Origin of the sequence: Alistipes sp. AF48-12 (assembly GCF_003477565.1) — a bacterium.
GTDB lineage: Bacteria > Bacteroidota > Bacteroidia > Bacteroidales > Rikenellaceae > Alistipes_A > Alistipes_A hominis.
In genome coordinates this window covers 29,831-51,017 of the sequence record NZ_QUDJ01000001.1, presented here as the reverse complement: position 1 = coordinate 51,017, position 21,187 = coordinate 29,831, and the positions used below count along the sequence as shown (strand labels likewise).

Here is a 21,187-nt window from a genome sequence, read left to right as displayed (position 1 = left end):
ACAGCGCTCGCTGTCAGTGAGCCGGGGATGATCTCATGCTTTGTGTTTTGGATATTCCTTGTTCATCGGCGTAAGGCTTAGTTCTAATTCGGCCAATAGTCCTATAAGTTCATGCCTGAAGGCCTTATCTTGGGTTAACCTTAACATTACATCGGCGGCCGTGTATTTATCGGTACTTCCTTTCCCGTCTGTGTGACGGTCTTTGTCATCTTTCTGGCTTTGGTTATTCATAACGTTGTTCTTTATTGGTTAACACAGGAAACAACGGCCCGGTGGAAAGGCCGGGCCGTCAAAATAAAATGCTTCATTCGATGAATATCCCTATTTTTACATGCCAATCAGGAACAAGGCGACCAAGTTCCCGGCGGACACGCCTGCCGTCCATTCCCGTAAATCCAGTGCCGGCAACCTCGTAATATTTCACCATCAGCCGCCCGTTGTCATCTATTACCGCAACCGCAAAGCAATCGGGGCATAACGGGTGGGTGAATACGTTTGCGGATTTCATTTTTAAAGTTTCGCTCTTGAGGTTCATTTTTCATTCTATGTTATACGTTTCAGTTGTACGATAGTTGTTCTCTCGGTCGCCACGATAGGCTGAACCTGCCGCCATCTTGATTTTTAATTCCAAATCTGCACGGAGATTTTGGTATCGTTTTCTTTCAAGCAAGGAACGTTCTGCTGTTTCAGGATCAGAGGCTTTGCCCGAAAGTAGTTTGCGCTCCAGTTTCTCAATACGGTAGGCGTGGTAACGATTGCGCCAGTGTAACGCAGATGTGATAATTGCCAGTTCTTCAGTGTTAAATGTGATTGTTGTCATAACTATTTGGTTTATTTGGTTAATGTATCAAACGTTAAAAATTCGCCGTCCTTTTCCCATTCACGGAGAGTGTATCGACTTTTTGGCAAATAGTCCGCACGGCGGACGGCTTCGGCCTCGGTGGGGAACATCCCCAGCAAATAGCCATCAATAGGAAAGTTCATAAATCATCATCTTTGCCTGCTCCATAACGGTCTATATTTTCTCAAAGAACCGGACACGGAATTTGTTGAGGCGATCCATAAACCATTTATCTCGCTCATCGTCCGGAATAGCTGGATAAAGTCCGGGGGTTACATAATCTCGGCAAATGCGCATCAGAGTGACAAATGCTACCTCGTCTAGGCCGGTGCCCCGTTGGACATTTTGGGCGATTCTTAACAGTTGTAACGTCTGTTTGGTTGTCAATCCTTTCATATCAGTAAATTGTTATCAGATTCTCGATTTTGAATGACCTCCAGTTGGCCGCCTCAATGTCGTAATATTTCACTGTCTTGGGTGTTTCCGTTCCTGTGCCTTTGATAATAGACGAAACGCCCCGTAACGTGCCTTTTGCTTTGCGTAGTGTCCCGTTTATCTTTTCATAGGAGAATTGTACTACACTGGATCGCATTCGCTGTATAAGGCGGAAAATAACCCAAGAACGGGAAAGGCATACGGCAAAGGCTTTGCCGGTCGTGCGGTACATCTCCCAGGCCCGCAACATAATGTTCCTCAAATCACTTTTTCTCATCGTTATATTAGTTTAAGAGTTTGTATAATTCGTTAGCGTCAAAGTCGCTGTCCACTTCGTTGCCCTCGCTGTCATAGCAATCGGCGCTCAGTACGTCAAATTCTTCTTCATCCACCACCGCCAGCATCTCAAAGTCGTAACCCTCGTAAGAACCGCCTATCTCATCCCTGTACCCTATTCGGTGATTTACCTGAACGACCAGCAGGCAATCGCCGTTCTCGAACTCTATCACAGATTCGGCGCTTTCATCCGATATCTCGCCGTAAATCTTGTTTACTATCGCCTGGTAGTCTGATGTGGTGAAGTGTGCTCGCATGGTCTATAATGTTTTCAATTATTTTTACACCACAAATATAATGTAATAAATTATAACAACCAAACGTTTGATAAAAAAAGTTAACCAAAAACGTAATATTTTTTGCGTTGATATATTTTTATACATTATAAATGACTATATTTGCCCTATAATCTAATTCGTTATAAAATGAAACTGAGAATTAAAGAGGTCTTAAAGGAGAAAAAGGTAACGGCGTTATCCCTTGCTGAAAAAATAGGTATCGCCCAACCGAGCATGAGTAATATCGTAAATAACAAAGTAACCCCATCCCTTGATACTATTGAAAAGATCGCCAACGCTTTAGATGTACCGGTATCGGAGTTGATAGACGAGCCAAAGGCCGGGAACTTTACCTGCCCATATTGCGGCACGGAATTGCGGTTGACGGCTGAAAAGATAGGAAAGGAGTAAGACTATGACAAAAAAAGACGCTATAAAGCTTTTTGAGGACAAGCAAGTGCGTTCCGTGTGGGATTCCGAGGCTGAGAAATGGTACATTTCTATTATCGATGTGATTGAGGTGCTAACTGATAGCGCAAATCCCCGTCGTTATTGGAGCGATCTCAAAATCAAACTTGAAAAAGAAGGGAGCGAAGTGTACGAGAATATCGTACAGTTGAAAATGGAGGCTCCGGATGGGAAGATGCGCTTAACCGATGTTGCTGATGTCGAACAACTTTTCCGGCTTATCCAGTCTATCCCATCTCCGAAAGCGGAGCCATTCAAACAATGGTTAGCGCAATTAGGCCGGGAACGCCTTGAGGAAATAGATGATCCGGAACAAGGTATTGACCGAATAATGGAGTATTACCACCGTAAAGGCTATTCGGCTAACTGGATAAATCAAAGGCTTAAATCCATCGAGGTACGCAAAGAGCTTACTGATGAGTGGGAGCGCCGGGGAATACAGAAAGGTCAGCAATACGCTATCCTTACTGATGTTATTACGCAGGGTTGGTCTGGTCTATCAACAAAGCAGTACAAGCAATATAAAGGGCTTAAAACCGAGAGCCTGCGGGATAATATGACTAACCTCGAATTAGTCCTCAATATGCTTGCAGAAGCCTCAACAACCGAGATTTCCCAGAAAGAGGAGCCGGAAACCTTTGAGCATAGCAAACAGATCGCACACCGGGGCGGTAAGGTTGCCGGTGCCGCCCGGAAAGAACTGGAGGCCCAAACCGGTCAAAAGGTCGTTAGTCCGTTAAGCGCTAAAAAGGTTCTCAAGAAGTAACTACTTGATAGACATCCGGGCATCACAATTTGTGATATCAAAAAGAATAGCCACCCGTTGAGGTGGCTGTTTCTTTTATACGTGTTTGCTTATTCGGATCGTCTGCCCCTTTGTTGCAAGGGTATTTACGGGATATTGTGTTACGATTTAATTTTGTGCTTCAGTATCAAAATTTCGCATTTTCGCTTGATTCGCTGGAGGTGTATTATCAGTTCGTCCCGTGTCATGTTTATAGTCACATTGTCGCATTTGTCGTCCCGTGCTCCACCTCTGCGTTCTCGTACCTGTCGTGTATTGTTCATATCCCCGATTTTTGCTATCTTTGACTTGTCGAGAATCAAAAAATCGGGGAAGCTGCTTTCGAGAGGCTTTCCCTTTATTTTCCGAACAATCCCAAGCTATTCCCGATAGCACGTTGCATATCGTCGCATTTTCTCAGTCGTCGCAATAATCTCTCGTATTGTCGTGTCGGTTTGCCTCGATAGGTTTTACGACATTTGCGCAGTTGCTCGTTGATCTCGATCTGTCGGGGAAATATCGCATAATCGTATAATCGATATTGCTTTGAAAGGGTTTGCCGATCATAGCAACACCCACGGAACGCTGAGCGGTGGAAAAACCAGCCTTCCACTCCGTAAAGAATCCGGCAACGTTTACCGGTTTGAGGGCATAAGAAATACCATATCCGCCCCTTGCCAAGATTCGATGCAACCGAGACCAGTTGCACCCGATAATGACGAGGCTCGTCTCCGAATCTGTAATCGAGTTCGATATACATTTCCCGGGTGTCAATGATCAGGTCGATATTGCCGGCCGGCCTACCTCGACAGCTCCATGACATCGAGGCAGCGAAACGCTGAGGTATCCACATTGCATATCGTTTCCACAAATACGAAAGTTCTATGCGATTGCACTCCTCAAAAAGTGTAGGCCACGTTCTTCGCTTTGCCATAACCTAAATTATTAGGGATAGACGGATGTATAGTCCGCCTAATAAATACCCCGTTAACCTTTCGGATTATTAAACAAACCACCATCGTACGCCTGTTGTATGGCAAATGGATTGAGTTGCACAACCCTTTTGGCTCCCAGTACTCCAATGGTAGCATCCATCTCCAAATCTATGTCTATGATCGAGCGGTAATTGTTTTTGTTGACCGCATACATCCCGTAATTCTGGGCCAGCGCATCGAGCTCGTGGATAGCTGCAATGGCTTTCTGAGCCGCATTATACACCTCAACCTGCGATGGATGCGAGATACACACGTTTCCGGCTTCTGCGAAAGCCTTATCAATCACTTCGGGGTCGCACCCTATACCGCTGTCAGCCCCCACCGTATAGGCTTCTATGGGGATATACTTGAAATCCTCGATTGTCTTGCAAGCCTTTCGGGTCAGTTCGTCGAACTGTGATAGCAGGGCGTCATATAACGCCTCCTTCTGCCGGCGTTCCGCCGGGAATAATACAGCGGACAGCGAGGCATTGAATTTGTCGAGCATCCGGGAGCGGATAGCGCAGCCGCCTTGCAATAATTCCTGGATAAATGCCGTTGTCAGTTCCTCCCCGTATTCACCTACCCTGTCGGCGGTTACAAGTTCCCGCAATTTGGCTATCGCCTGATCGAATAAATAGCGTGTGTGTTCCTGGGGTATTTGTCCAATGCAAATTGTTTTCATCGCTTACATAGGTAAATTTGTGATAGGATCTACTGCCAGCGAACCGTCGGAATTGCCGGTGTTATCTTTGCCTTCGATGATACGACGGGTGCCCTTGTTGATAAATGTCGCAATTTCGGCGCCTTCATTTGCGTTGTCATTCGAATCGCCCTCGCCGTCTTGGTTGACAGCCATTTCGTAAGCGACATCAGCACCGTATTTTTCTGCTGCTTGCAGCATCTTTCTTAATTTTTCGTTGTTCATGATATTTGATTTTGGGGTTAATTACTCTTTCGCCAGCCTTGCAAACTTTAATAGGGCCTCAGCGATCTCCACCGTTCGGTCTGGCGTGAAAGTGGCAACGGCTTCGGGATCATCTTCTCCGTTTCCATATCCTTCGACGAGGAAATACACTTCTGAGGGGGCGGGCTTGTCGTTAATCGTGGTTTCACTTACCCCGACAGTCAAGGTTGCACCGTCATGTTTGAAAATCTTACATGGCAAAAATGCCGTCTTTTTCTTGTTCTGCTTCATTGTTTTTTTTTATTTAGTTGGTTAAAACGGTTTAATTTCGGTTGTCTTGGATGGATGTTTGTCATGCACGGAATCTGCCCGCTATGGTTAATTAATGATCGTTCGTAAGCGTTCGCCTGTCATTACGCTTACAAGCCCCAAACTATCTATCAGGGTGTAGATATTCGGGTTGAGATTGCCGAGGTGTTGTAATGCTTGTTCTTCACGGTTGAGAGGCCGGATAGGAGCTTTGGCCGATTCCGTTGCGGGGATGTTGTTCGGTTCTGGTATCGAGGCTTTGAGCTGACGGATCAGGTAATCGGCAATGTCGAGTCCGTTTATCCTATCCTCGTCGGTTGCCACCGTCTCCAGTAGGTTAGAGATCGTTACGGTGCATCCTATCGTCGCCAATTCCTTTGCCTTATCTGCCAAAGGGAGTAAGTTTTGCCGTCTGTGTCGGTATCCGGGAACATTATCACGGTGCGCCCCATCAACACTCGGAGTTTATCAATAGAGAGCTGCGAGCGCCCACCGGTCGCCACCCATAGATATTCGGGATAGACCCCGGCGGCGATAAGCGCCGATTTCTCCGATTCGACCAAAGCCACTACTTTATCCGGATAGCGCTTCAACAGGTGTTCCCCGAACAGGCATTGCACGAGATTGAAATCATCAGGCAATACCTTGTCCCGCTTCAGTTTGGCGTGAACCCAGTCTATCGCACCGTTAGCGTTCTTTACCCGCTTGCCCGTTACAGGGTCGTACTGCATTACCTTTCCCGTTCGGATGCGGTTGCGTTCATCTATCTGCCAATAGATAATAGAGCCGTTTTTAGTGCAGCCCAAATAGTAGTCTGCCATTACTCGCCTGATGGTCGGAGATTCGAGGGTGTAGCGGTCGAAGATCAAGCATAGGAACGCTACAAAATTGCTATTATATCCCAATGACTGAATGATATACTGCTTTGGTATCCGGCCCGGTTCTTTTTCTTCAACCCTTTGGGTAAACTTGGGGTGATTCTGTTTTACCCTCGCTGTAACCTCACCCTCTTTTATAGTGTTCGAAAACTCCGATAATTGAGGGTTGTCCTGGTAGTACTGCTTTGGTGTGTAGTGATAGCCGCAGCCGCTTTCATGGTTACACCGGCCAACGTTTGGATGGATAACCTCGCCCGTGTCCCCGTTGAGATACCATGTGAAAGAATGCTTATCATGGCAGGCCGGGCACTCGTGCCGGGACTTACGGCCTGTGTACTTCTCTAAATATGGTGGATTGTGTCGTATCATACCTGAAAAAATAATTTGTTTTTCCTGCGTCATATTCGTCATGTGCGTCATATTTTGGTCGAGGATATGACGATAATGACGCAAATGACGATGAAATAAAACTTTATTTTTTTGCATAGACTATTATCCCATGCATGGTTTTCTTGGATTCAAACAATAGCGACCTCAACCTATCGGACATGGTTCTGATGGAACAAGCCCTATATCCGTTATCGGTACAAAATGTTTTATAGTCTCCGTAAATCCCTTTCAGAAATACGAAGTCCTCAACGGCGGGCTTATACCCCTCATCCTCGATAAACATTGCCACGCTGTCGGATTCCCGGCGATAGGCATCGACCTGATCCTGCACCATCTCGGACTGGGTAAATTTTCTTTGAGCCAATACCCGGCGCAACCCATCTAGCAACCAATTAAATACGCCACTCAATTCCGAGGCTATAATCTTCTTTGCCAGTTCCGGATCTTGCTCCGATTCCGGGATAGTTTGATTGAACGGAATGATGATGAACCGGCGGAAAAACGCATTGGTTTGCTCTACTTCTTTCGGCAACTCATTGCAGTTGAACATCAGTTTGCCATAGTCCCGCATTACGAAAGGCTTACCGTATATCTGCCGGGCCTCAACGGGTTCGCCGCTTACCAACTGCTTGAATATCGACGCTTCCAGTTTCCCGTTGATCTCCGAGGCGTAATTCAATAGCTTGTTGGATAGTTCCGCTCGCTGGTAGCTGTCGTATTTAGTGAGGTTCTGCAACGAATAGGAGCAAATATTCTCGTCTCCCAGAATAGCGTTCACAATCTCGAAAAATACCGATTTACCGTTTGCCCCGCTACCGTACAGGATCAGTGCCTTTTCGAGCTTCAGATTATTGATGAAGATGTAACCGAGGTATTCGGCCAACACTTTCCGGCAGTCGGCATCAGGTACGACACGGTTGAGGTATTTATCAAACATCGGGCACCGGGCATCCGGATTATACTCAAATGGTAGTTGATATTTGAGGAAATCCTCCCGGCGTTGCCCTCGGAGCTCCTGCTTATCGTCTGCAATCTCGAAAGTGCCGTTAAGCAGGTTTATCAGGACATTCTTCTTGGTTTCCGGTGTTGGCAGGTTCGAGGCCGAAAGGAATTGCTTATAAAGCTCGTCCTTGAACTGATGGTATTTCGCCTCCAGTACCGGTACTCCCATTCTCATAGCGGCATCCGCTAAAAAAGGTTTAAAATCTTCTGCGTTCACTACTTGCCAATACTTACCGTTAAAGACATAGATAAACCCGTCTTTGGTGCATAGTCCCCAATTATTACGGATAGCTGTGTCGATTATTTCATCAATGGCGATCACTACATAGAGTTTGCGGGTGATCTTGGTGTCCTCGTCAAGTCCGGCCCGCTCCCGGAAGTCCACCGGCTCGATCTGGGTAAGCAGTTCCCGCAATACCTTTTGATAGGTCTTGCCGGTAAGGACTTCCTTTTGAACCTCAACGTGCAACCGTTTGGCTTTCTCCAGTTCCGCCCCTATTAGGCCGATATAGTCCGGCATCTCCGTACCGTTTGTCAAAGACTGTATGCTATCCATTGAAAGCCTCCTTTCCAAATAAAGTAGGTTGGTTATCCTGCTCCAGCCAATAGAGTTTGCGACCGTCATCAAGGCGAATATCTTTTATCCGCATTCCCTCCCTGCGTAATGTGCTGATAACCTTGCGAGCATCGTTAAAACCAACCCGATCATTTATTTCTTTTGCAAGGTATTTGCCACCCGATAGAAAGAGTAGCCGGGTTTGCTTTTTCGGATAGTATTCACTATCTTTGAATTTGATTTGGGTGCCGTTCTTGTCGTTTGCGACCGGGGCGGCATTTCTGTTACCTCTCATTATCGCCGTCCTCCTTTCATGCAATAACTCTGTGCCTTCCTCTCAATTTCATCGGTAGTGCTTACCCGATTTTGCATAAGCCAGCGCTCCAGTTCATCCCTCTCGAAATAGAGGAGTTTGCCAGATGGTTTATAATGCGGAATACGTTGTTGTGAAGTCAGCTTGTATAGGTACGACTTCGACAATCCCGTAAACTGTACTGCCTCCTCAAATGAGAGGATTTTCTTTGTGGCAAGCCCTGCACCTTGTATGCAGCGTTCCACCATTGATGTAATTTGATCCTGTGTCATTTTTAATTTGATTTAGGATCACCGGTGATCTATTAACAGGAGCAAATTTGGCAAGTATTGAAAAATAAAAAGGGTTACAGTATATTACCGTAACCCTTACCGTTTGCAAAACTATTTTATTCCAATATCTCATCTATTAAATCTGAGTTTTTGGGATTTTTAATCCATCCTCCCGTTGTTTTACTGACACCATTTTTCATGGCATTAACATTTGGCTCCCGTTCCTTAACCCGAAAGGCTTGTCTGGTTATAGCCCATAAATTATTCGCATGGGCCTGAGAGCATATTTTATTGATAAAGTACGCCAAAAGAGATTGACTTTTTAACCATGAAATAGCCTTGAATGTATCGGGGCGCTCTCCGCCATTGAGGACATATTCAATATGACTTTCAGGCGTTTCAGAGTTGATGATTTTTTTATCAATCAGTCCTGCGTGGATAGTCCCTATTTTATCTTCGCTCAGGCCTAAGCTAAAATGGGTTTCTGTAATGCTTCTTGTCGCTTCTTGTCCATTAGTAGATGGGAGCGCCATCTTTTCGAGTTCTTTATACATTTCGGCAATTTTATTAACCGCCCAATTAATGTCTCGGATAATCATAGATACAGAAACTAATATATCCTCTGCCTCTTTATGGGTTATTACTCCCATCTCCACAAGAGGCTGGACACGTCTGGAGTACTCATTATCGTTCTGATTGAAAAGTAGATTGTCAAACGAATAACAATCTTTATCCGGGATGCGAGAAAGTACGTCTTTGAACTTGACACGTGTAACCTGCAAATATTTTGGAATGCTGTCAATATCAGGACACATCTCCATAAATTCATGCTCTAAATCCTTTGCTGTAATTACTCCGATCTGCAAAGCATCCAAAACTATGTCGGAATATGGCTCTCCCGTCCATAAGTTATTCCTACGCATAAAATCCAGCACTCTCTCCCGGTTTGTAAAGTCCCCCTCAACTAACATCATCGGACATATTACATAGCACATTAGCGCCTTTGATCGTGTCAGTCGTTTCAGTAATAACTCCTTATCGAAAACGTGTTTTAGTGCATCCTCATCTGTTGTGAATATCTCCCGCCCGGATTTGTCAAGATAATACTGTCTTATCGCTTCTCCTTTATTCGTTGCATCCTTCAGAATCGCTTTTAACTCATCATTAATTCGAGCATCAAATAAAAAGGGAGAAAGCGAAAATAACACTTCTTTCAAAAGCTCTATACATTGATCCGTTTTGATGATTGCTTTCATTGCATACTACAATTTTATTTCCGGTAGGCTGTTTATGGCTTCCTGCTTTAACTTGTCTACCGCCCGGGTGTATTTCTCTGTGCTTTTCAGGCCGCTATGCCCTAACAAACTGGCAACGGTTTTTATATTCGCTCCATTGTTGAGGATGTTTACGGCGAACGAGTGCCGGGCACAATGCCAGGTGATATGCTTGTCTATCTCGGCTCGTTTAGTCCAATGCCGTAACGCTTTCAGACACATCGTATGGCTGGGTAATGGGAAAATACGATCATCCGTTTCCGGCTTCGGGCCGATCAGTTGCAGATGGCTTTCATTTAACGGAATAACAACGCCGCTATTTGCGCTGTGCCCTTTCGTTTTGGTCTGCTCAAAGGAGAGTAACATATTAGCGTAATCGACATTGCTGTATTTCAACTCGATAATATCGCAAAACCGGATGCCGGTATAGAGCGAGAAGATAAATGCCCTGCGTATGGTTTGGCTCTGACCGGGATATGACGTTTGGATAAGGCGCTGCACTTCTTCCATGCTCAAAACATCTTTCTTGAGAGTCTGCGTGTCTATTTTGCAAATTACTCCATTGCACGGATTCTGTTTCAATATTCCATTCTCATAGGCGTATTTAACCACTTTCTTAAAACGTTGATAAACGGTATGCGCCCCCTCTCCCTTGCTTTTACTCTCCAGATAAGCGACAAAGGCGGACATCATTTCCTTCGTCAGTTGTTCCGGTTTTATGGCCGCTTGATAAATCGGATAATGAACGCTTAGGAAGTCTTTGAATTTACGCAGTCCGGCGTTGAGATGGCGGACGTCCTTTTTCGTGTAATTATCTATGTAGGACTGGAAGTAATCGAGAAAGTTAATATTCTTCGATTTGCTCAGACGATAGCCGTGTATGTCGTTCTTGAGTTCCTGTTCTTTTTCGGCTCTTATTCTTACGGCAAGCTCTAATGTCTCCTTGTTGGTTTGACGTTCGGCAGGGGTGCGTGGAGAGGCAGTCAGGTAGAGATTCAGCGACTCCTTGCGCCGATAATGCTTAACCATCACTTTGCCTGTCTCCTCATCAGTCCATTGTGAACGACCAAGATAATACTCAAGATAAAGGCTTATCCGCCCGTCAGAAAGTGTATTCTGATGCAGTTTCGGATTCTCCTTTGTCTTTACCGTCAATTTAGCCACCTCGGTATTGCTTTGGTTTTCATTTATTTTCTTATCTTTGCAAAGATAATGAAAGATACGATACCAAGGTGTACTAAAAGTGTACTACTTCACAAAGAAAGGGCAAATATCGGAATAATAGCAGGTGTGCACATAATGATAAATAGTTTAAAATCAAGTATTATTTTGTTTTTACTTTCCGATATTTCCCGGGTTGGTTGCCTTTCCTGGGCACCGTTTGAACTCCTAAGTTTTCGGACTTAGGAGTTTTTTATTTCCGATCGTTCGCCGGATTCGGGCGCAGGCCGATGGCGTTTTGCCCGTTTTTGAGACTCGGGTGAAGTTTATTTCCGAAAAGTGATTCCGAAACCGGGAAAAGATATATTTTTGTAGGTCATAGCGGGATTGCGGAGCGTCGTGCGTGTCGTCGTCCCATAAATTTATCGAACGAATATGGGTTTACTGTGTATTTTCTTGCAGGCCGTCGCAAACCTTCCGGCAGAGCCGGCCGCCGCGGTTCATAGCGAGAGTTATTTCAGCCTGTTGATGAAGGGGGGGCTGATTCTGATCCCGATTTTCCTGCTGGCGGGTTTGGCGATTTTCATTATTTCCGATAAATGGTACATGCTACGCAAGCTCGGAAAGCACGACAGCCGGGCGTTCGGCTACCTGCTGAAACTGATCTATGCCGGCGATTCCGATAAAGCCGGCCAATTTGCCGCGAGCCGGACTTTCCCGTCGTTCAAGGTGGTCGCAGCGGGATTGAAAAACGACAACCGGACTTTGCAGGACGTCGAAGAGTCGATGCAGATTCAGGCGCGTTTGCAGATTTCCAAAATGGAAAAAGGGATGAATTACCTCGCCATTACCGCGTCGGTCGCGCCGATGCTGGGTTTTTTGGGAACGATTTTCGGGGTGATCCGGATCTTCTACGACATTTCGAAGTCCGGCGTGCTGGATATTTCCACGATTTCGAACGGTCTGTACGAAAAAATGATCTGCTCCGGTACCGGGCTGCTGGTCGGGATCATTGCCTATTCGGGGTATTCGCTGCTCAATAACCGGATCGACAAGATCGTGTTGCAGATGGACGTTGTCGCCAACGAAGCGCTGAAGGCGATCCGCGCCGACCGGGATCACGCCGTTAAACCGTAACCGATGAAAATCGAACGCAGAAAAACAAGGCTCGCCGAGGTGTACACGGCATCGTTGAACGACATCATGTTCTTCCTGCTGCTGTTTTTCCTGATTATCTCCACGATGGTCACGCCGGTGGCGCTGAAGGTGATGCTGCCGCATTCGAGCACGGCCGAGAAGGTGATTACCAAAAAGAATATCATGCTGGCGGTCACGGCCGACCGTCAGTATTTCATCGACGACCGGAAAGTGGAGTTCAAGGAGATCGAGCCGGCGCTGGCCTCGATGGTCAAGAACAAGAAAGAGGGGAATGCGGAGATCGAGTATGTCGTCTTGCTGCAGGCCGACATGTCGCTGAACCTACAGCCGGTCGTAGATCTGATCGATATAGCGAACAGGCTTCAGTTGAAGATGTTGCTGTTTGTTGAGAAAAAATAGCCGGATGATCGATGCCGGAATGAAACTCTCCGGGCGTTCTTGCAACGCCCGGAGGGTTTTTGTGTTCAGCGATCCGTCTCTTACGGAACATGCGATGCGGCGGCCGCGGCGATTCTGTGTCGCATAACTGCCGGCGGTCGTGCCGACCCGCCGGTCGTTACCGGCTGAATCCGACGGCCCGGATATTTTTTCGCGAAGCGGTTTCGCTTTCCGTCTCGATGATGCCGGTCAGCACGTCCGGCGCGTCGTCGCGCCGGTTTGCGCGGAACAGCCGCCGGAAGGTGACCAGGTCGCCGTACAGGACGTGCCAGCGGATCTGCCATCCGGCCGGCATCGCAATGCGGTTCAGTACGGCCGGGGCGTTCGACAGGATACGGGCTTCCTTGTTGTGACTCTGGTGAAACCACTCGACCCGTACTTCGCGGCATCGTTTCGCTACTTCGCGGGCGAATCCGCGGCCGCCGTTGTTGCTTTCGATGCGGGCTGCGACGGTGCCGTTGCGTAGCAGCATGTCGGCTACCAGGATCTCCGTCTCCTCCATGCCGAGCGGCGAATAGACCGCGTCGGTAATGTAGACGATACCGTCGCGCCCCACCTCGTAACAGACCGAGCACAGGTAGTCCTCGCCGGTATCGGCCGTGTCGGTGTAGTTGGCCCGGCGGACGGTATCTTCCGGCAGGCGGTCGTAGGTCTTGAAATTGTCGCCGTATAGCAGTCCTTCGCGTACGGCGGGATGTCCCTGGTACATTGTCTCGAACAGCAGCGGGTCGAGTCTGCGTTTTTGTTCCAGTAACCGTATGCCGTGGCGTTCCGGCCACAGCGCTTCGCCGGGCTTTCGCGGGTCGGAAGGGGTGGGGGGACTTTGTTTGACGGCTTCGAAGTTCAGGTGCAGCCATTGTTCCGCCTGCGTTTTTCCGTTATAAGATTCCGAGGAGGCGGTCAGTTCGAGTACCGGTTCGTGGGCGGCGATCCGTCCGATCAGATCGTCTTCGTGCCAGCGCGTGAAGACGATCAGTTCGCGCGAATCGTTGTGCAACCGGGTTTTGACGACCGCATTGTACCATTCCCACGCATGGTCGCGGATCAGCGGCGAATTGGCTTCGGCCGCGTCTTTATATAGGTCGTCGAGGATGAAAACGTCGACCGGGTTGCCGGTCAGCGCTCCTTCGCGCCCGACGCTGAGCAGACCGCCCGGAGCGCCGATCAGTTCGAATTCGTCGCTCGTGCGGATCACGTTCGGTTGTTTTGCGGAGGACGTCTTGAGCCGTGTCGCGGGGAAAACGTCCCGGTAGGCGGGTTCGCTCATCAAACGTTGTACCCGGCGGTTGAAGCGGGACGCGAGCCGCAGGTTGTACGAGGCCAGCGCGATTCGGGTCTGCGGTGCGATTCCCAGCAGGTAAGCCGGCAGCAGCACCGACGACCCGAGCGATTTGCCGTGTTGCGGCGGCACCGAAACGATCAGCCTGCGGATTTGTCCGTGCGCGAAGCGGTCGAGCGTATTGTAGTAAGTGCGATGGAACGGGGTCAGGCGGATCGCCGGCTGGCAGACCCGCGCGAAATCGCATAGCGAGCGGCGGGCGAGTTCCGCCGCTGCCTGTCGTTTTGAAAGCAGCATAGATCGGTATGGTTAAGACGAAAAGTTACGGGGGCGGTTTCCATTTTACCGGAGTCGGATTCGGTCGTACTCCGGAGTAAATTTCGGACGGGTACGACCGGTTCGTCAGAGTTCCGACAATCCCGAAATTTCACGGAGCGCCTGTTCGGACAGTCCCGACAGGTCGGGACGGTCGTCGTCCGCAGTGTCGTTGTCCGGAGGACTGCCCGTGTCGGCAGCGGATTTTGCGCGCCATCGTTGCGGATCGAGGTTCGACAGCGCGAATGTGATCGCCGCCAGGTCGGGGGCGACCTGCTTGCGGGTGATCGTTTCGTTTTTGATTCGTTTGTTGCCGTCTCCGTCGTATTCGTAGGTCGTCTTGACCTCTTTCAGCAGGTAGCCCCGGATTCGTTTTTCGAGGCTTTTCAGGGCTTTGGGGTATAACGTGGAGGATGCCTTTTCCTGCCGGGCCGGGGCGGGAGCCCCTGCGGAAACGGACGAAACGGAAGCTTTTTCGGAATCGGTCATGGTTTTTCGGTTTGTGCCGGGAAGCGCGTCGGGCGCCGATGCGCTTCCCGTACTTGTTTCCGGGTCGGAGCGCCGGGGCGGTCGCGCGACCGGGATGCGTTTCCCGCCGGACCTGTACGCCGGACCTGTCATGTTCATAAGGCAGGATCTCCGATGTTTAGAACCGGCTTTCGAGGAATCGGTTCAGGGTGTTCCAACTGAAATCGCTTTGCTGCTCCCCATCGATCAGGGCGATGTCGTAGTTCCACCACACCGGGAGTACCGAGAGGATGATTCCGGTTTCCGGGGCGCGGCAAATGATCAGCGTACAGGTCAGCGAGGAATAGAATTCGTCGGTGTCGTATTCGACGGTGCCGTTAAAAAAATCTTTTTCCCGAATTTTTTCCAATAGAAGTTCCGCAATTTCTTCGTAAATTTGTTTGGTGATCGTGATCATAATTCTTGCAGTTTTGAATACAAAGATTAAATAAGAACGGTTCGAAATGGATTATACAATTTTTGAATCTAATATTTGAATTTGGAAAGCTTGTAATAGTCTTTATATCAATTTCTATTTGAATTTTGTGTAAAACTGTTTAACTTTGCAGTACAAATATAAGTTCAATATTTTAATAAAACACATTTTTGCCTGAAAAAATGCAAAAAAATAACGATATCCGTATTTTGTGCGACCGGCTGCGTATGATTCGCTCTGAATTGTCGATGACTCAAGAAGATATGGCCCGTATCATAGGGATCGGTAAAAGCGCGTTGTCGATGATCGAAACCGGAAGGGCGTCGTTGTCGGAACGAAACCGCAATATTTTGATTCAAACATTGAATGTCAATCCGGAATGGCTTGAATCCGGAACGGGAGCCATGTTCAACGAGCAGTTCCCCGAGCGGACTTTCCTGAAGGGGAGCGACCGCCCGGTCGGATCGCAGAGCGTGCCGCTGTACAACGTGGAGGGGACGGCGGGCCTCGTTCCGCTATTTCTGGACAAGGCGTCCCGGCAGCCGGTGGATTACATCCACATTCCGAATCTGCCGAAGTGCGACGGGGCGATTTATGTCGTAGGCGACAGCATGTATCCGTTGCTCAAAAGCGGCGATATCGTGCTGTACAAGCAGTTGAACGACATCAACGACATTTTCTGGGGCGATATGTACCTGCTTTCGATCGACATCGACGGCGAGGAGTACATTACGGTCAAATATATCCAGAAGTCCGACAAGGAGGGGTGCGTCAGACTGGTGAGCCAGAATGTCCATCATGCCGACAAGGACGTCGAAATATCCAGAATCCGTGCGCTGGCTTTCGTGAAAGCCAGCATACGGATGAACTCGATCCGGTAACTAACCTAAATTTATAGCGATATGAACGTAAAGATAGCTCCGCGGTGGAAAGATCTGATCGGAGCGGAGTTTGAGAAACCCTATTTCGAGCAGCTTGCCGCGTTCGTCAAACAGGAATATGCCACGAGGCAGGTTTTTCCCGCCGGGAAAAATATTTTCCGGGCGTTCGATAAGTGCGATCCGGACGATCTGAAGGTCGTGATTATCGGGCAGGACCCTTATCACGGCGTCGGGCAGGCCAACGGCCTGTGTTTCTCTGTAAACGACGGGGTGCAGTTTCCGCCGTCGCTGGTCAATATTTTCCAGGAGGTGAACGCCGATACGGGGACGCCGGTTCCGCAGAGCGGCAACCTCGACCGTTGGGCCGAACAGGGTGTGTTGCTGTTGAACGCCGTGTTGACGGTGCGCGCCCACGAGGCGACTTCGCATGCCGGAAAAGGGTGGGAGCAGTTTACCGATGCCGTCGTACAGGCTATCGCGCGGCAAAAACAGGGGATTGTCTACATGCTGTGGGGGTCTTACGCCCAGCGTAAGGCGTCGATGGTCGATCCGCAGCGGAATTGTATCCTGAAGACCGTGCATCCGTCCCCGCTGTCGGCTTACCGGGGCTTTTTCGGGTGCCGTCATTTCAGTCAGGCGAATCAATACCTGCAAAGTATCGGAAGGACACCGATCCGCTGGTAGCGGGTACGAACGAATTAATTCATAAAGTGGCTTACGGGACCGGAGGCTCCTGCATGGTCGTTAAGGACGGACCGATTTATCTGTACTACACTTATTGCGGCGACGGCATCGTTTACGACATTCGTTTGGCTACGGCCGATGCGAACGATCCGAATTGGCCTGCCGCGCTGACCGAATGAAAAGCGCCCGGATCGTTCCTGTATGAACGTCCGGGCGTTTGATTCGGTGAATCGTCCTATTCCCACTCGATCGTTGCGGGCGGTTTCGAACTGATGTCGTAAACGACGCGATTGATTCCTTTTACGCGGTTGATGATGTCGTTCGAGACTTTAGCGAGAAAATCGTAGGGCAGGTGTACCCAGTCGGCGGTCATGCCGTCCGTCGAGGTGACCGCGCGCAGCGCTACGCAGTTTTCATAAGTGCGTTCGTCGCCCATCACGCCGACCGACTGAACCGGCAGCAGCATCACGCCCGCCTGCCAGACCTGATCGTACAGTCCCGACTCTTTCAGTCCGTCGATAAAGATTTTATCGGCTTCTTGCAGGATACGGACTTTCTCGGCCGTCACTTCGCCGAGGATACGGATGCCGAGTCCCGGCCCCGGGAACGGATGGCGCCCGAGGATATCCGCCGGAACGTTCAACTGGCGTCCCACGCGGCGTACTTCGTCCTTGAACAGCAGTCGCAGCGGTTCGACGATTTTGAGGTTCATCTTTTCGGGCAGCCCCCCTACGTTGTGGTGCGATTTGATCGTCGCCGACGGGCCGTTGACCGAGATCGATTCGATCACGTCGGGATAGATCGTTCCCTGGGCGAGCCACTTCACGTCGGTCAGTTTCTGCGCCTCGGCGTCGAATACTTCGATGAAATCGCGGCCGATAATCTTCCGTTTCTTTTCCGGGTCGGTCACGCCGGCCAGGTCGGCGAGGAATTTATCGCCGGCCCGTACGCCGATTACGTTCAGTCCCATCGACTCGTAGGATTTCAGCACCGATTCGAATTCGTCTTTGCGAAGCAGGCCCATATCGACGAAGATGCAGACCAACTGATCGCCTACCGCTTTGTGCAGCAGTTCGGCCGCCACCGACGAATCGACGCCGCCGGAGAGTCCCAGCAATACCTTGTCGCCTTTGATCTTGTCGCGCAGTTCGCGGACGGTCGATTCGATGAACGAGTCGGGCGTCCACTGTTGGCGGCAGCCGCAGATATCCACGACGAAATGTTTCAGCAGTTGTTTGCCTTCGGTCGAATGGTACACTTCCGGGTGAAACTGGATGCCCCAGGTCTGTTCGCCTTCGATCTGGAAGGCGGCGACCGGAACGGTGTCCGTGCTGGCGATGATGCGGTAGTTTTCCGGAATCTTCACGATCGTATCTCCATGCGACATCCATACTTGCGTCTTGTCCGAAAGGCCTGCGATCAGCGGGTTGTTCGCAACGACTTTCGATAGTATCGCGCGTCCGTATTCCCTTGTGGCCGATGGTCTTACCTCGCCGCCGAATTGTTGTGACAGGTACTGGGCCCCGTAGCAGACGCCCAGCATCGGAAGGCGTCCCTTGATCGCCGACAGGTCTGCCTGAGGCGCCTGGGCGTCCCGTACCGAATAAGACTTCCGGAGAGGATCACTCCTCTGACCGATTCGTCCGGCTGAGGGAAGTGGTTGTACGGATGGATTTCGCAATAGACGTTCAGCTCGCGCACGCGGCGTGCGATCAGCTGCGTGTACTGTGAACCGAAATCGAGAATCAAGATTTTTTCCTGCATATTCTGTTAGATGTGTTTTTCGTGCGTTTAGCGGATCTGCGCTCCGGCCTGCCGTTCGAATTCGCGGATCAGATTGCCCATCGTCCGGTCGATCACTTGGTCAGTCAGCGTTTTTTCACGGTCTTCGAGGACGAAACTCAGCGCGTACGATTTTTTGCCTTCCGGCAGCTTGTCGCCCTCGTATACGTCGAACAGCGATACGCTCTTCAATAGTTTTTTCTCGGTCGCGAAAGCAATCCTGCGCAGTTGCGCGAAGTTGACGCTCTTGTCCACGAGCAGTGCCAGGTCGCGTTTCACTTCCGGGTATTTTGGCAGTTCGTTGACCGTGACCGTATGGTTTCGGGTCAGTTTGACCAGCGCGTCGAAATTCAGTTCGAGGTAATAAACGTCCGCTTTAACGTCGAACAGGTTGCGGATCTTCCGCGACACGACGCCCATTTCGAGCAGCGGTTGTTTGCCGTTGAATTTGCAGCGGACCGCTTCGGCATACAGGTCGCTGTCGAGCGGTTCGGTGGTCGCGTCGTTCAGGTCGACACCGAATTTTTTCAGCACTTTTTCAGCCGCGCTCCGTAGCGTGTAAAAAGTGCTCGGCTGCGATTGAACGTTCCACGAAGCCGCGTGGTCTGCGCCGGTTATGGTCATCGAAACCATTGCCCGCTGGCTGTACGGCGCGAGCCCTCCCTCTTCGGCTTTTGCCGGATCGTAAGAGTAGCAGTTGCCGAATTCGTAGATTCTCAGGTCTCCGTTGCGGCGGTTGACGTTCAGTTGGATCGCCTCCATTGCGTTGAACAACAGTGTTTGACGCATTACGCTCAGGTCGTTGCTGAGCGGGTTGAGAATCTGCACGCAGTTTTCGGCTTTGTAGGCCGATAAGTTTTCGTAATAGGCCGCTTTAGTCAGCGAATTACTCATAATCTCTAAAAATCCGTTGGCGCTCAGCGTATCGGAGAGCATGTTGATCAGCTTGTCGCGGTTCGGCTTCGGAGCGTAGGAGAGCGTCGAGTTGACGTGCATCGGGATCTCTACGTTGTCGTAGCCGTGAATTCGCAGGATGTCTTCCACGAGGTCGGCCTCGCGCCGCACGTCGACGCGGTAAGGCAGTACGCAGACCTGCCATGCGCCGTCGCGTTCCGATTCGATCGTCACGCCGAGCGCGTCGATGATTTTCCGGACGGTCGTCTCCGGGATCGCTTTGCCGATCAGCCGGACGATCCGGTCGTACGACACCTCGAACCGGAACGGCTCGATCCGCACCGGGTAGATGTCGGTTACGGCCGAAGTAACGACGCCTCCGGCCAGTTCGCGGATCAGCAGCGCGGCGCGCTTGAGCGCGTAAGGCGTCATGTCCGGGTCGATTCCGCGTTCGTAGCGGAACGACGCGTCGGTACTCAGTCCGTGGCGTTTGGCCGTTTTGCGGATCCAGACAGGGTTGAAATAGGCGCTCTCGATAAATACTTCGGTCGTCGAGTCCGATACGCCCGAGTCGAGTCCGCCGAACACGCCGGCGATACACATCGGCCCTTCGGCGTTGCAGATCATCAGGTCTTCGGCCGACAGTTTGCGTTCCACACCGTCCAGCGTAACGAACGGCGTCCCTTCCGGGCAGGTTCTCACGACGATTTTGTCTCCTTTGATTTTCGCCGCGTCGAATGCGTGCAACGGTTGTCCGGTTTCGTGCAAAATGAAGTTCGTGATGTCGACCACGTTGTTTTTCGGGTTAATGCCGATAGCTCGCAGGCGTTGTTGTAACCAGTCCGGCGAAGGCGCGATTTTGATTCCGGTCATCGTTACGCCCATGTAACGCGGCGCGGCTTCGGAATCGGCTACCTCCACGGCGATGGTTTTCGAATCGTTGTCCCGGCCGAACGCGTCGACCGCAGGCAGGATCAGTTCGTGCGGGATGTCGTTGGCCTTCAGGTAGACGGCCAGGTCGCGCGCTACGCCGTAGTGCGACATCGCGTCGGCCCGGTTCGGCGTCAGGCCGATTTCGAGCAGGTAATCGTCTTCCAATTGGAAATATTCTTTCGCCGGAGTTCCCGCTTTCACGTCGGCCGGCAGTACGATGATTCCTTCGTGGCTCGTTCCCACGCCGATCTCGTCTTCGGCGCACAGCATACCGAACGATTCGACGCCGCGGATTTTACTTTTTTTGATCTTGAAGCCGTTCTCTTCGCCGGTCGGATACAGCATGGCGTTGATCGTCGCTACGACCACTTTCTGTCCGGCCGCTACGTTCGGCGCGCCGCATACGATCTGGGTCGGCTGCCCGTCGCCGAGGTCGACCGTCGTTACGTGCAGTTTGTCGGCGTCCGGGTGTTTGTCGCAGGTCAGCACTTCGCCGACGACCAGTCCGGCGAGTCCCCCGCGGATCGATTCCGCTTTTTCGAATCCCTCGACTTCGAGTCCGATCTGGGTCAGCGTCCGGGAGATCTGTTCGGCGTTCAGGTCGGTTTTGATATAGGCTTTCAGCCAGTTCAATGAAATTTTCATCGTTCTATCTTGTTTTCCTTTATAATTTGTCGTCGATTGTTTCGGGCAGTCGGGCTT

27 protein-coding genes and 1 pseudogene are annotated in these 21,187 nt (G+C 50.2%); 7 read left to right on the top strand and 21 right to left on the bottom strand.

Translation table 11 applies throughout. The annotated features are described in order from the left end of the window. Nucleotides 1-33: 33 nt before the first annotated feature. The 6 genes from DW082_RS00230 to DW082_RS00210 form a co-directional block, all read right to left on the bottom strand. Nucleotides 34-231, bottom strand: a complete 198-nt coding sequence (locus DW082_RS00230) for a hypothetical protein (protein WP_118456840.1) — start codon at nt 229-231, stop codon at nt 34-36. A gap of 73 nt (nt 232-304) precedes the next feature. Beyond that, nucleotides 305-535 (bottom strand): hypothetical protein, encoded by a 231-nt coding sequence (locus DW082_RS00225; RefSeq protein WP_118456838.1) that lies wholly within the window; start codon nt 533-535, stop codon nt 305-307. 3 nt (nt 536-538) lie between these two features. Continuing rightward, entirely contained in the window at nt 539-820 is a 282-nt protein-coding gene (locus tag DW082_RS14205) for a hypothetical protein (protein ID WP_147386935.1), read from the bottom strand. A 195-nt stretch (nt 821-1,015) separates the two neighbouring features. Further along, a complete protein-coding gene (locus DW082_RS14400; protein ID WP_118456837.1) occupies nt 1,016-1,237 on the bottom strand; it encodes a hypothetical protein in 222 nt (73 codons plus the stop codon). 1 nt (nt 1,238) lies between these two features. Next, entirely contained in the window at nt 1,239-1,553 is a 315-nt protein-coding gene (locus tag DW082_RS00215; protein WP_118456835.1) for an SH3 beta-barrel fold-containing protein, read from the bottom strand. A gap of 7 nt (nt 1,554-1,560) precedes the next feature. Further along, on the bottom strand, nt 1,561-1,869 hold the full coding sequence (locus DW082_RS00210) for a hypothetical protein (RefSeq protein ID WP_118456833.1): 309 nt from the start codon (nt 1,867-1,869) through the stop codon (nt 1,561-1,563). A 168-nt stretch (nt 1,870-2,037) separates the two neighbouring features. Between DW082_RS00210 and DW082_RS00205 the strand changes: the two genes are divergently transcribed. Then, nucleotides 2,038-2,301 carry a helix-turn-helix domain-containing protein gene (locus DW082_RS00205; RefSeq protein WP_118456831.1) on the top strand — a complete coding sequence of 88 codons (264 nt, stop codon included), beginning with the start codon at nt 2,038-2,040 and terminating at the stop codon, nt 2,299-2,301. 4 nt (nt 2,302-2,305) lie between these two features. After that, nucleotides 2,306-3,124 (top strand): Bro-N domain-containing protein, encoded by an 819-nt coding sequence (locus DW082_RS00200; RefSeq protein ID WP_118456830.1) that lies wholly within the window; start codon nt 2,306-2,308, stop codon nt 3,122-3,124. A 1,005-nt stretch (nt 3,125-4,129) separates the two neighbouring features. Here the strand turns inward: DW082_RS00200 and DW082_RS00190 are convergent. From DW082_RS00190 to DW082_RS00150, 10 genes are all read right to left on the bottom strand, one after another. Beyond that, on the bottom strand, nt 4,130-4,801 hold the full coding sequence (locus DW082_RS00190) for a hypothetical protein (RefSeq protein WP_118456826.1): 672 nt from the start codon (nt 4,799-4,801) through the stop codon (nt 4,130-4,132). A gap of 3 nt (nt 4,802-4,804) precedes the next feature. Continuing rightward, the gene (locus DW082_RS00185) at nt 4,805-5,044 is read right to left on the bottom strand and encodes a hypothetical protein (protein ID WP_118456824.1); all 240 of its coding nucleotides are present in this window, start codon (nt 5,042-5,044) and stop codon (nt 4,805-4,807) included. Nucleotides 5,045-5,065: 21 nt separating this feature from the next. Further along, nucleotides 5,066-5,314 (bottom strand): hypothetical protein, encoded by a 249-nt coding sequence (locus DW082_RS00180; protein WP_118456822.1) that lies wholly within the window; start codon nt 5,312-5,314, stop codon nt 5,066-5,068. An 87-nt stretch (nt 5,315-5,401) separates the two neighbouring features. Further along, nucleotides 5,402-5,725, bottom strand: a complete 324-nt coding sequence (locus DW082_RS14765; RefSeq protein ID WP_259335434.1) for a hypothetical protein — start codon at nt 5,723-5,725, stop codon at nt 5,402-5,404. Then, entirely contained in the window at nt 5,692-6,696 is a 1,005-nt protein-coding gene (locus DW082_RS00175) for a DUF6371 domain-containing protein (RefSeq protein ID WP_259335433.1), read from the bottom strand. Before DW082_RS00175 ends, DW082_RS14765 begins: the two co-directional genes overlap by 34 nt. Continuing rightward, nucleotides 6,683-8,122: a phage/plasmid primase, P4 family gene (locus DW082_RS00170; protein WP_118456959.1), complete on the bottom strand. Its 1,440-nt coding sequence runs from the start codon at nt 8,120-8,122 to the stop codon at nt 6,683-6,685. Before DW082_RS00170 ends, DW082_RS00175 begins: the two co-directional genes overlap by 14 nt. Nucleotides 8,123-8,150: 28 nt before the next feature. Next, the gene (locus tag DW082_RS00165) at nt 8,151-8,453 is read right to left on the bottom strand and encodes an AbrB family transcriptional regulator (RefSeq protein WP_118456821.1); all 303 of its coding nucleotides are present in this window, start codon (nt 8,451-8,453) and stop codon (nt 8,151-8,153) included. Beyond that, a complete protein-coding gene (locus DW082_RS00160; RefSeq protein WP_118456819.1) occupies nt 8,453-8,743 on the bottom strand; it encodes an AlpA family transcriptional regulator in 291 nt (96 codons plus the stop codon). Before DW082_RS00160 ends, DW082_RS00165 begins: the two co-directional genes overlap by 1 nt. A gap of 116 nt (nt 8,744-8,859) precedes the next feature. Beyond that, nucleotides 8,860-9,999: a hypothetical protein gene (locus DW082_RS00155; RefSeq protein WP_118456817.1), complete on the bottom strand. Its 1,140-nt coding sequence runs from the start codon at nt 9,997-9,999 to the stop codon at nt 8,860-8,862. 6 nt (nt 10,000-10,005) lie between these two features. After that, complete coding sequence (locus tag DW082_RS00150; protein ID WP_118456815.1) at nt 10,006-11,181, bottom strand: site-specific integrase; 1,176 nt, start codon at nt 11,179-11,181, stop codon at nt 10,006-10,008. A gap of 432 nt (nt 11,182-11,613) precedes the next feature. Here DW082_RS00150 and DW082_RS00145 point away from each other — a divergent pair, with 432 nt between their 5' ends. Both DW082_RS00145 and DW082_RS00140 read left to right on the top strand, forming a co-directional pair. After that, nucleotides 11,614-12,315, top strand: coding sequence for a MotA/TolQ/ExbB proton channel family protein (locus DW082_RS00145; protein WP_055205317.1), 702 nt, complete (start codon nt 11,614-11,616; stop codon nt 12,313-12,315). A gap of 3 nt (nt 12,316-12,318) precedes the next feature. Further along, nucleotides 12,319-12,735 (top strand): biopolymer transporter ExbD, encoded by a 417-nt coding sequence (locus DW082_RS00140; RefSeq protein WP_055205318.1) that lies wholly within the window; start codon nt 12,319-12,321, stop codon nt 12,733-12,735. 157 nt (nt 12,736-12,892) lie between these two features. Here the strand turns inward: DW082_RS00140 and terL are convergent, their stop codons facing one another. The 3 genes from terL to DW082_RS00125 all read right to left on the bottom strand — a co-directional run bounded on the left by terL (nt 12,893) and on the right by DW082_RS00125 (nt 15,293). Beyond that, on the bottom strand, nt 12,893-14,350 hold the full coding sequence (gene terL, locus DW082_RS00135) for a phage terminase large subunit (RefSeq protein ID WP_101572341.1): 1,458 nt from the start codon (nt 14,348-14,350) through the stop codon (nt 12,893-12,895). 105 nt (nt 14,351-14,455) lie between these two features. Beyond that, complete coding sequence (locus DW082_RS00130; RefSeq protein ID WP_125147213.1) at nt 14,456-14,857, bottom strand: hypothetical protein; 402 nt, start codon at nt 14,855-14,857, stop codon at nt 14,456-14,458. A gap of 157 nt (nt 14,858-15,014) precedes the next feature. Beyond that, on the bottom strand, nt 15,015-15,293 hold the full coding sequence (locus tag DW082_RS00125; protein WP_055205321.1) for a hypothetical protein: 279 nt from the start codon (nt 15,291-15,293) through the stop codon (nt 15,015-15,017). 227 nt (nt 15,294-15,520) lie between these two features. Here DW082_RS00125 and DW082_RS00120 point away from each other — a divergent pair, with 227 nt between their 5' ends. From DW082_RS00120 to DW082_RS14395, 3 genes are read left to right on the top strand one after another with little or no spacing between them, the layout of a single operon-like run. Beyond that, entirely contained in the window at nt 15,521-16,192 is a 672-nt protein-coding gene (locus DW082_RS00120; protein ID WP_055205424.1) for an XRE family transcriptional regulator, read from the top strand. Between the two features lie 21 nt (nt 16,193-16,213). Next, complete coding sequence (gene ung / locus DW082_RS00115) at nt 16,214-16,876, top strand: uracil-DNA glycosylase (RefSeq protein ID WP_101572343.1); 663 nt, start codon at nt 16,214-16,216, stop codon at nt 16,874-16,876. A 26-nt stretch (nt 16,877-16,902) separates the two neighbouring features. Further along, nucleotides 16,903-17,055 (top strand): hypothetical protein, encoded by a 153-nt coding sequence (locus DW082_RS14395; RefSeq protein WP_153498304.1) that lies wholly within the window; start codon nt 16,903-16,905, stop codon nt 17,053-17,055. Nucleotides 17,056-17,111: 56 nt separating this feature from the next. On the opposite strand, the pseudogene guaA reads toward DW082_RS14395, so the two are convergent. Beyond that, a pseudogene (gene guaA, locus DW082_RS00110) lies at nt 17,112-18,640 on the bottom strand (glutamine-hydrolyzing GMP synthase). A gap of 27 nt (nt 18,641-18,667) precedes the next feature. After that, nucleotides 18,668-21,130: a phenylalanine--tRNA ligase subunit beta gene (gene pheT / locus DW082_RS00105; RefSeq protein WP_118456813.1), complete on the bottom strand. Its 2,463-nt coding sequence runs from the start codon at nt 21,128-21,130 to the stop codon at nt 18,668-18,670. Nucleotides 21,131-21,187 lie beyond the last annotated feature (57 nt).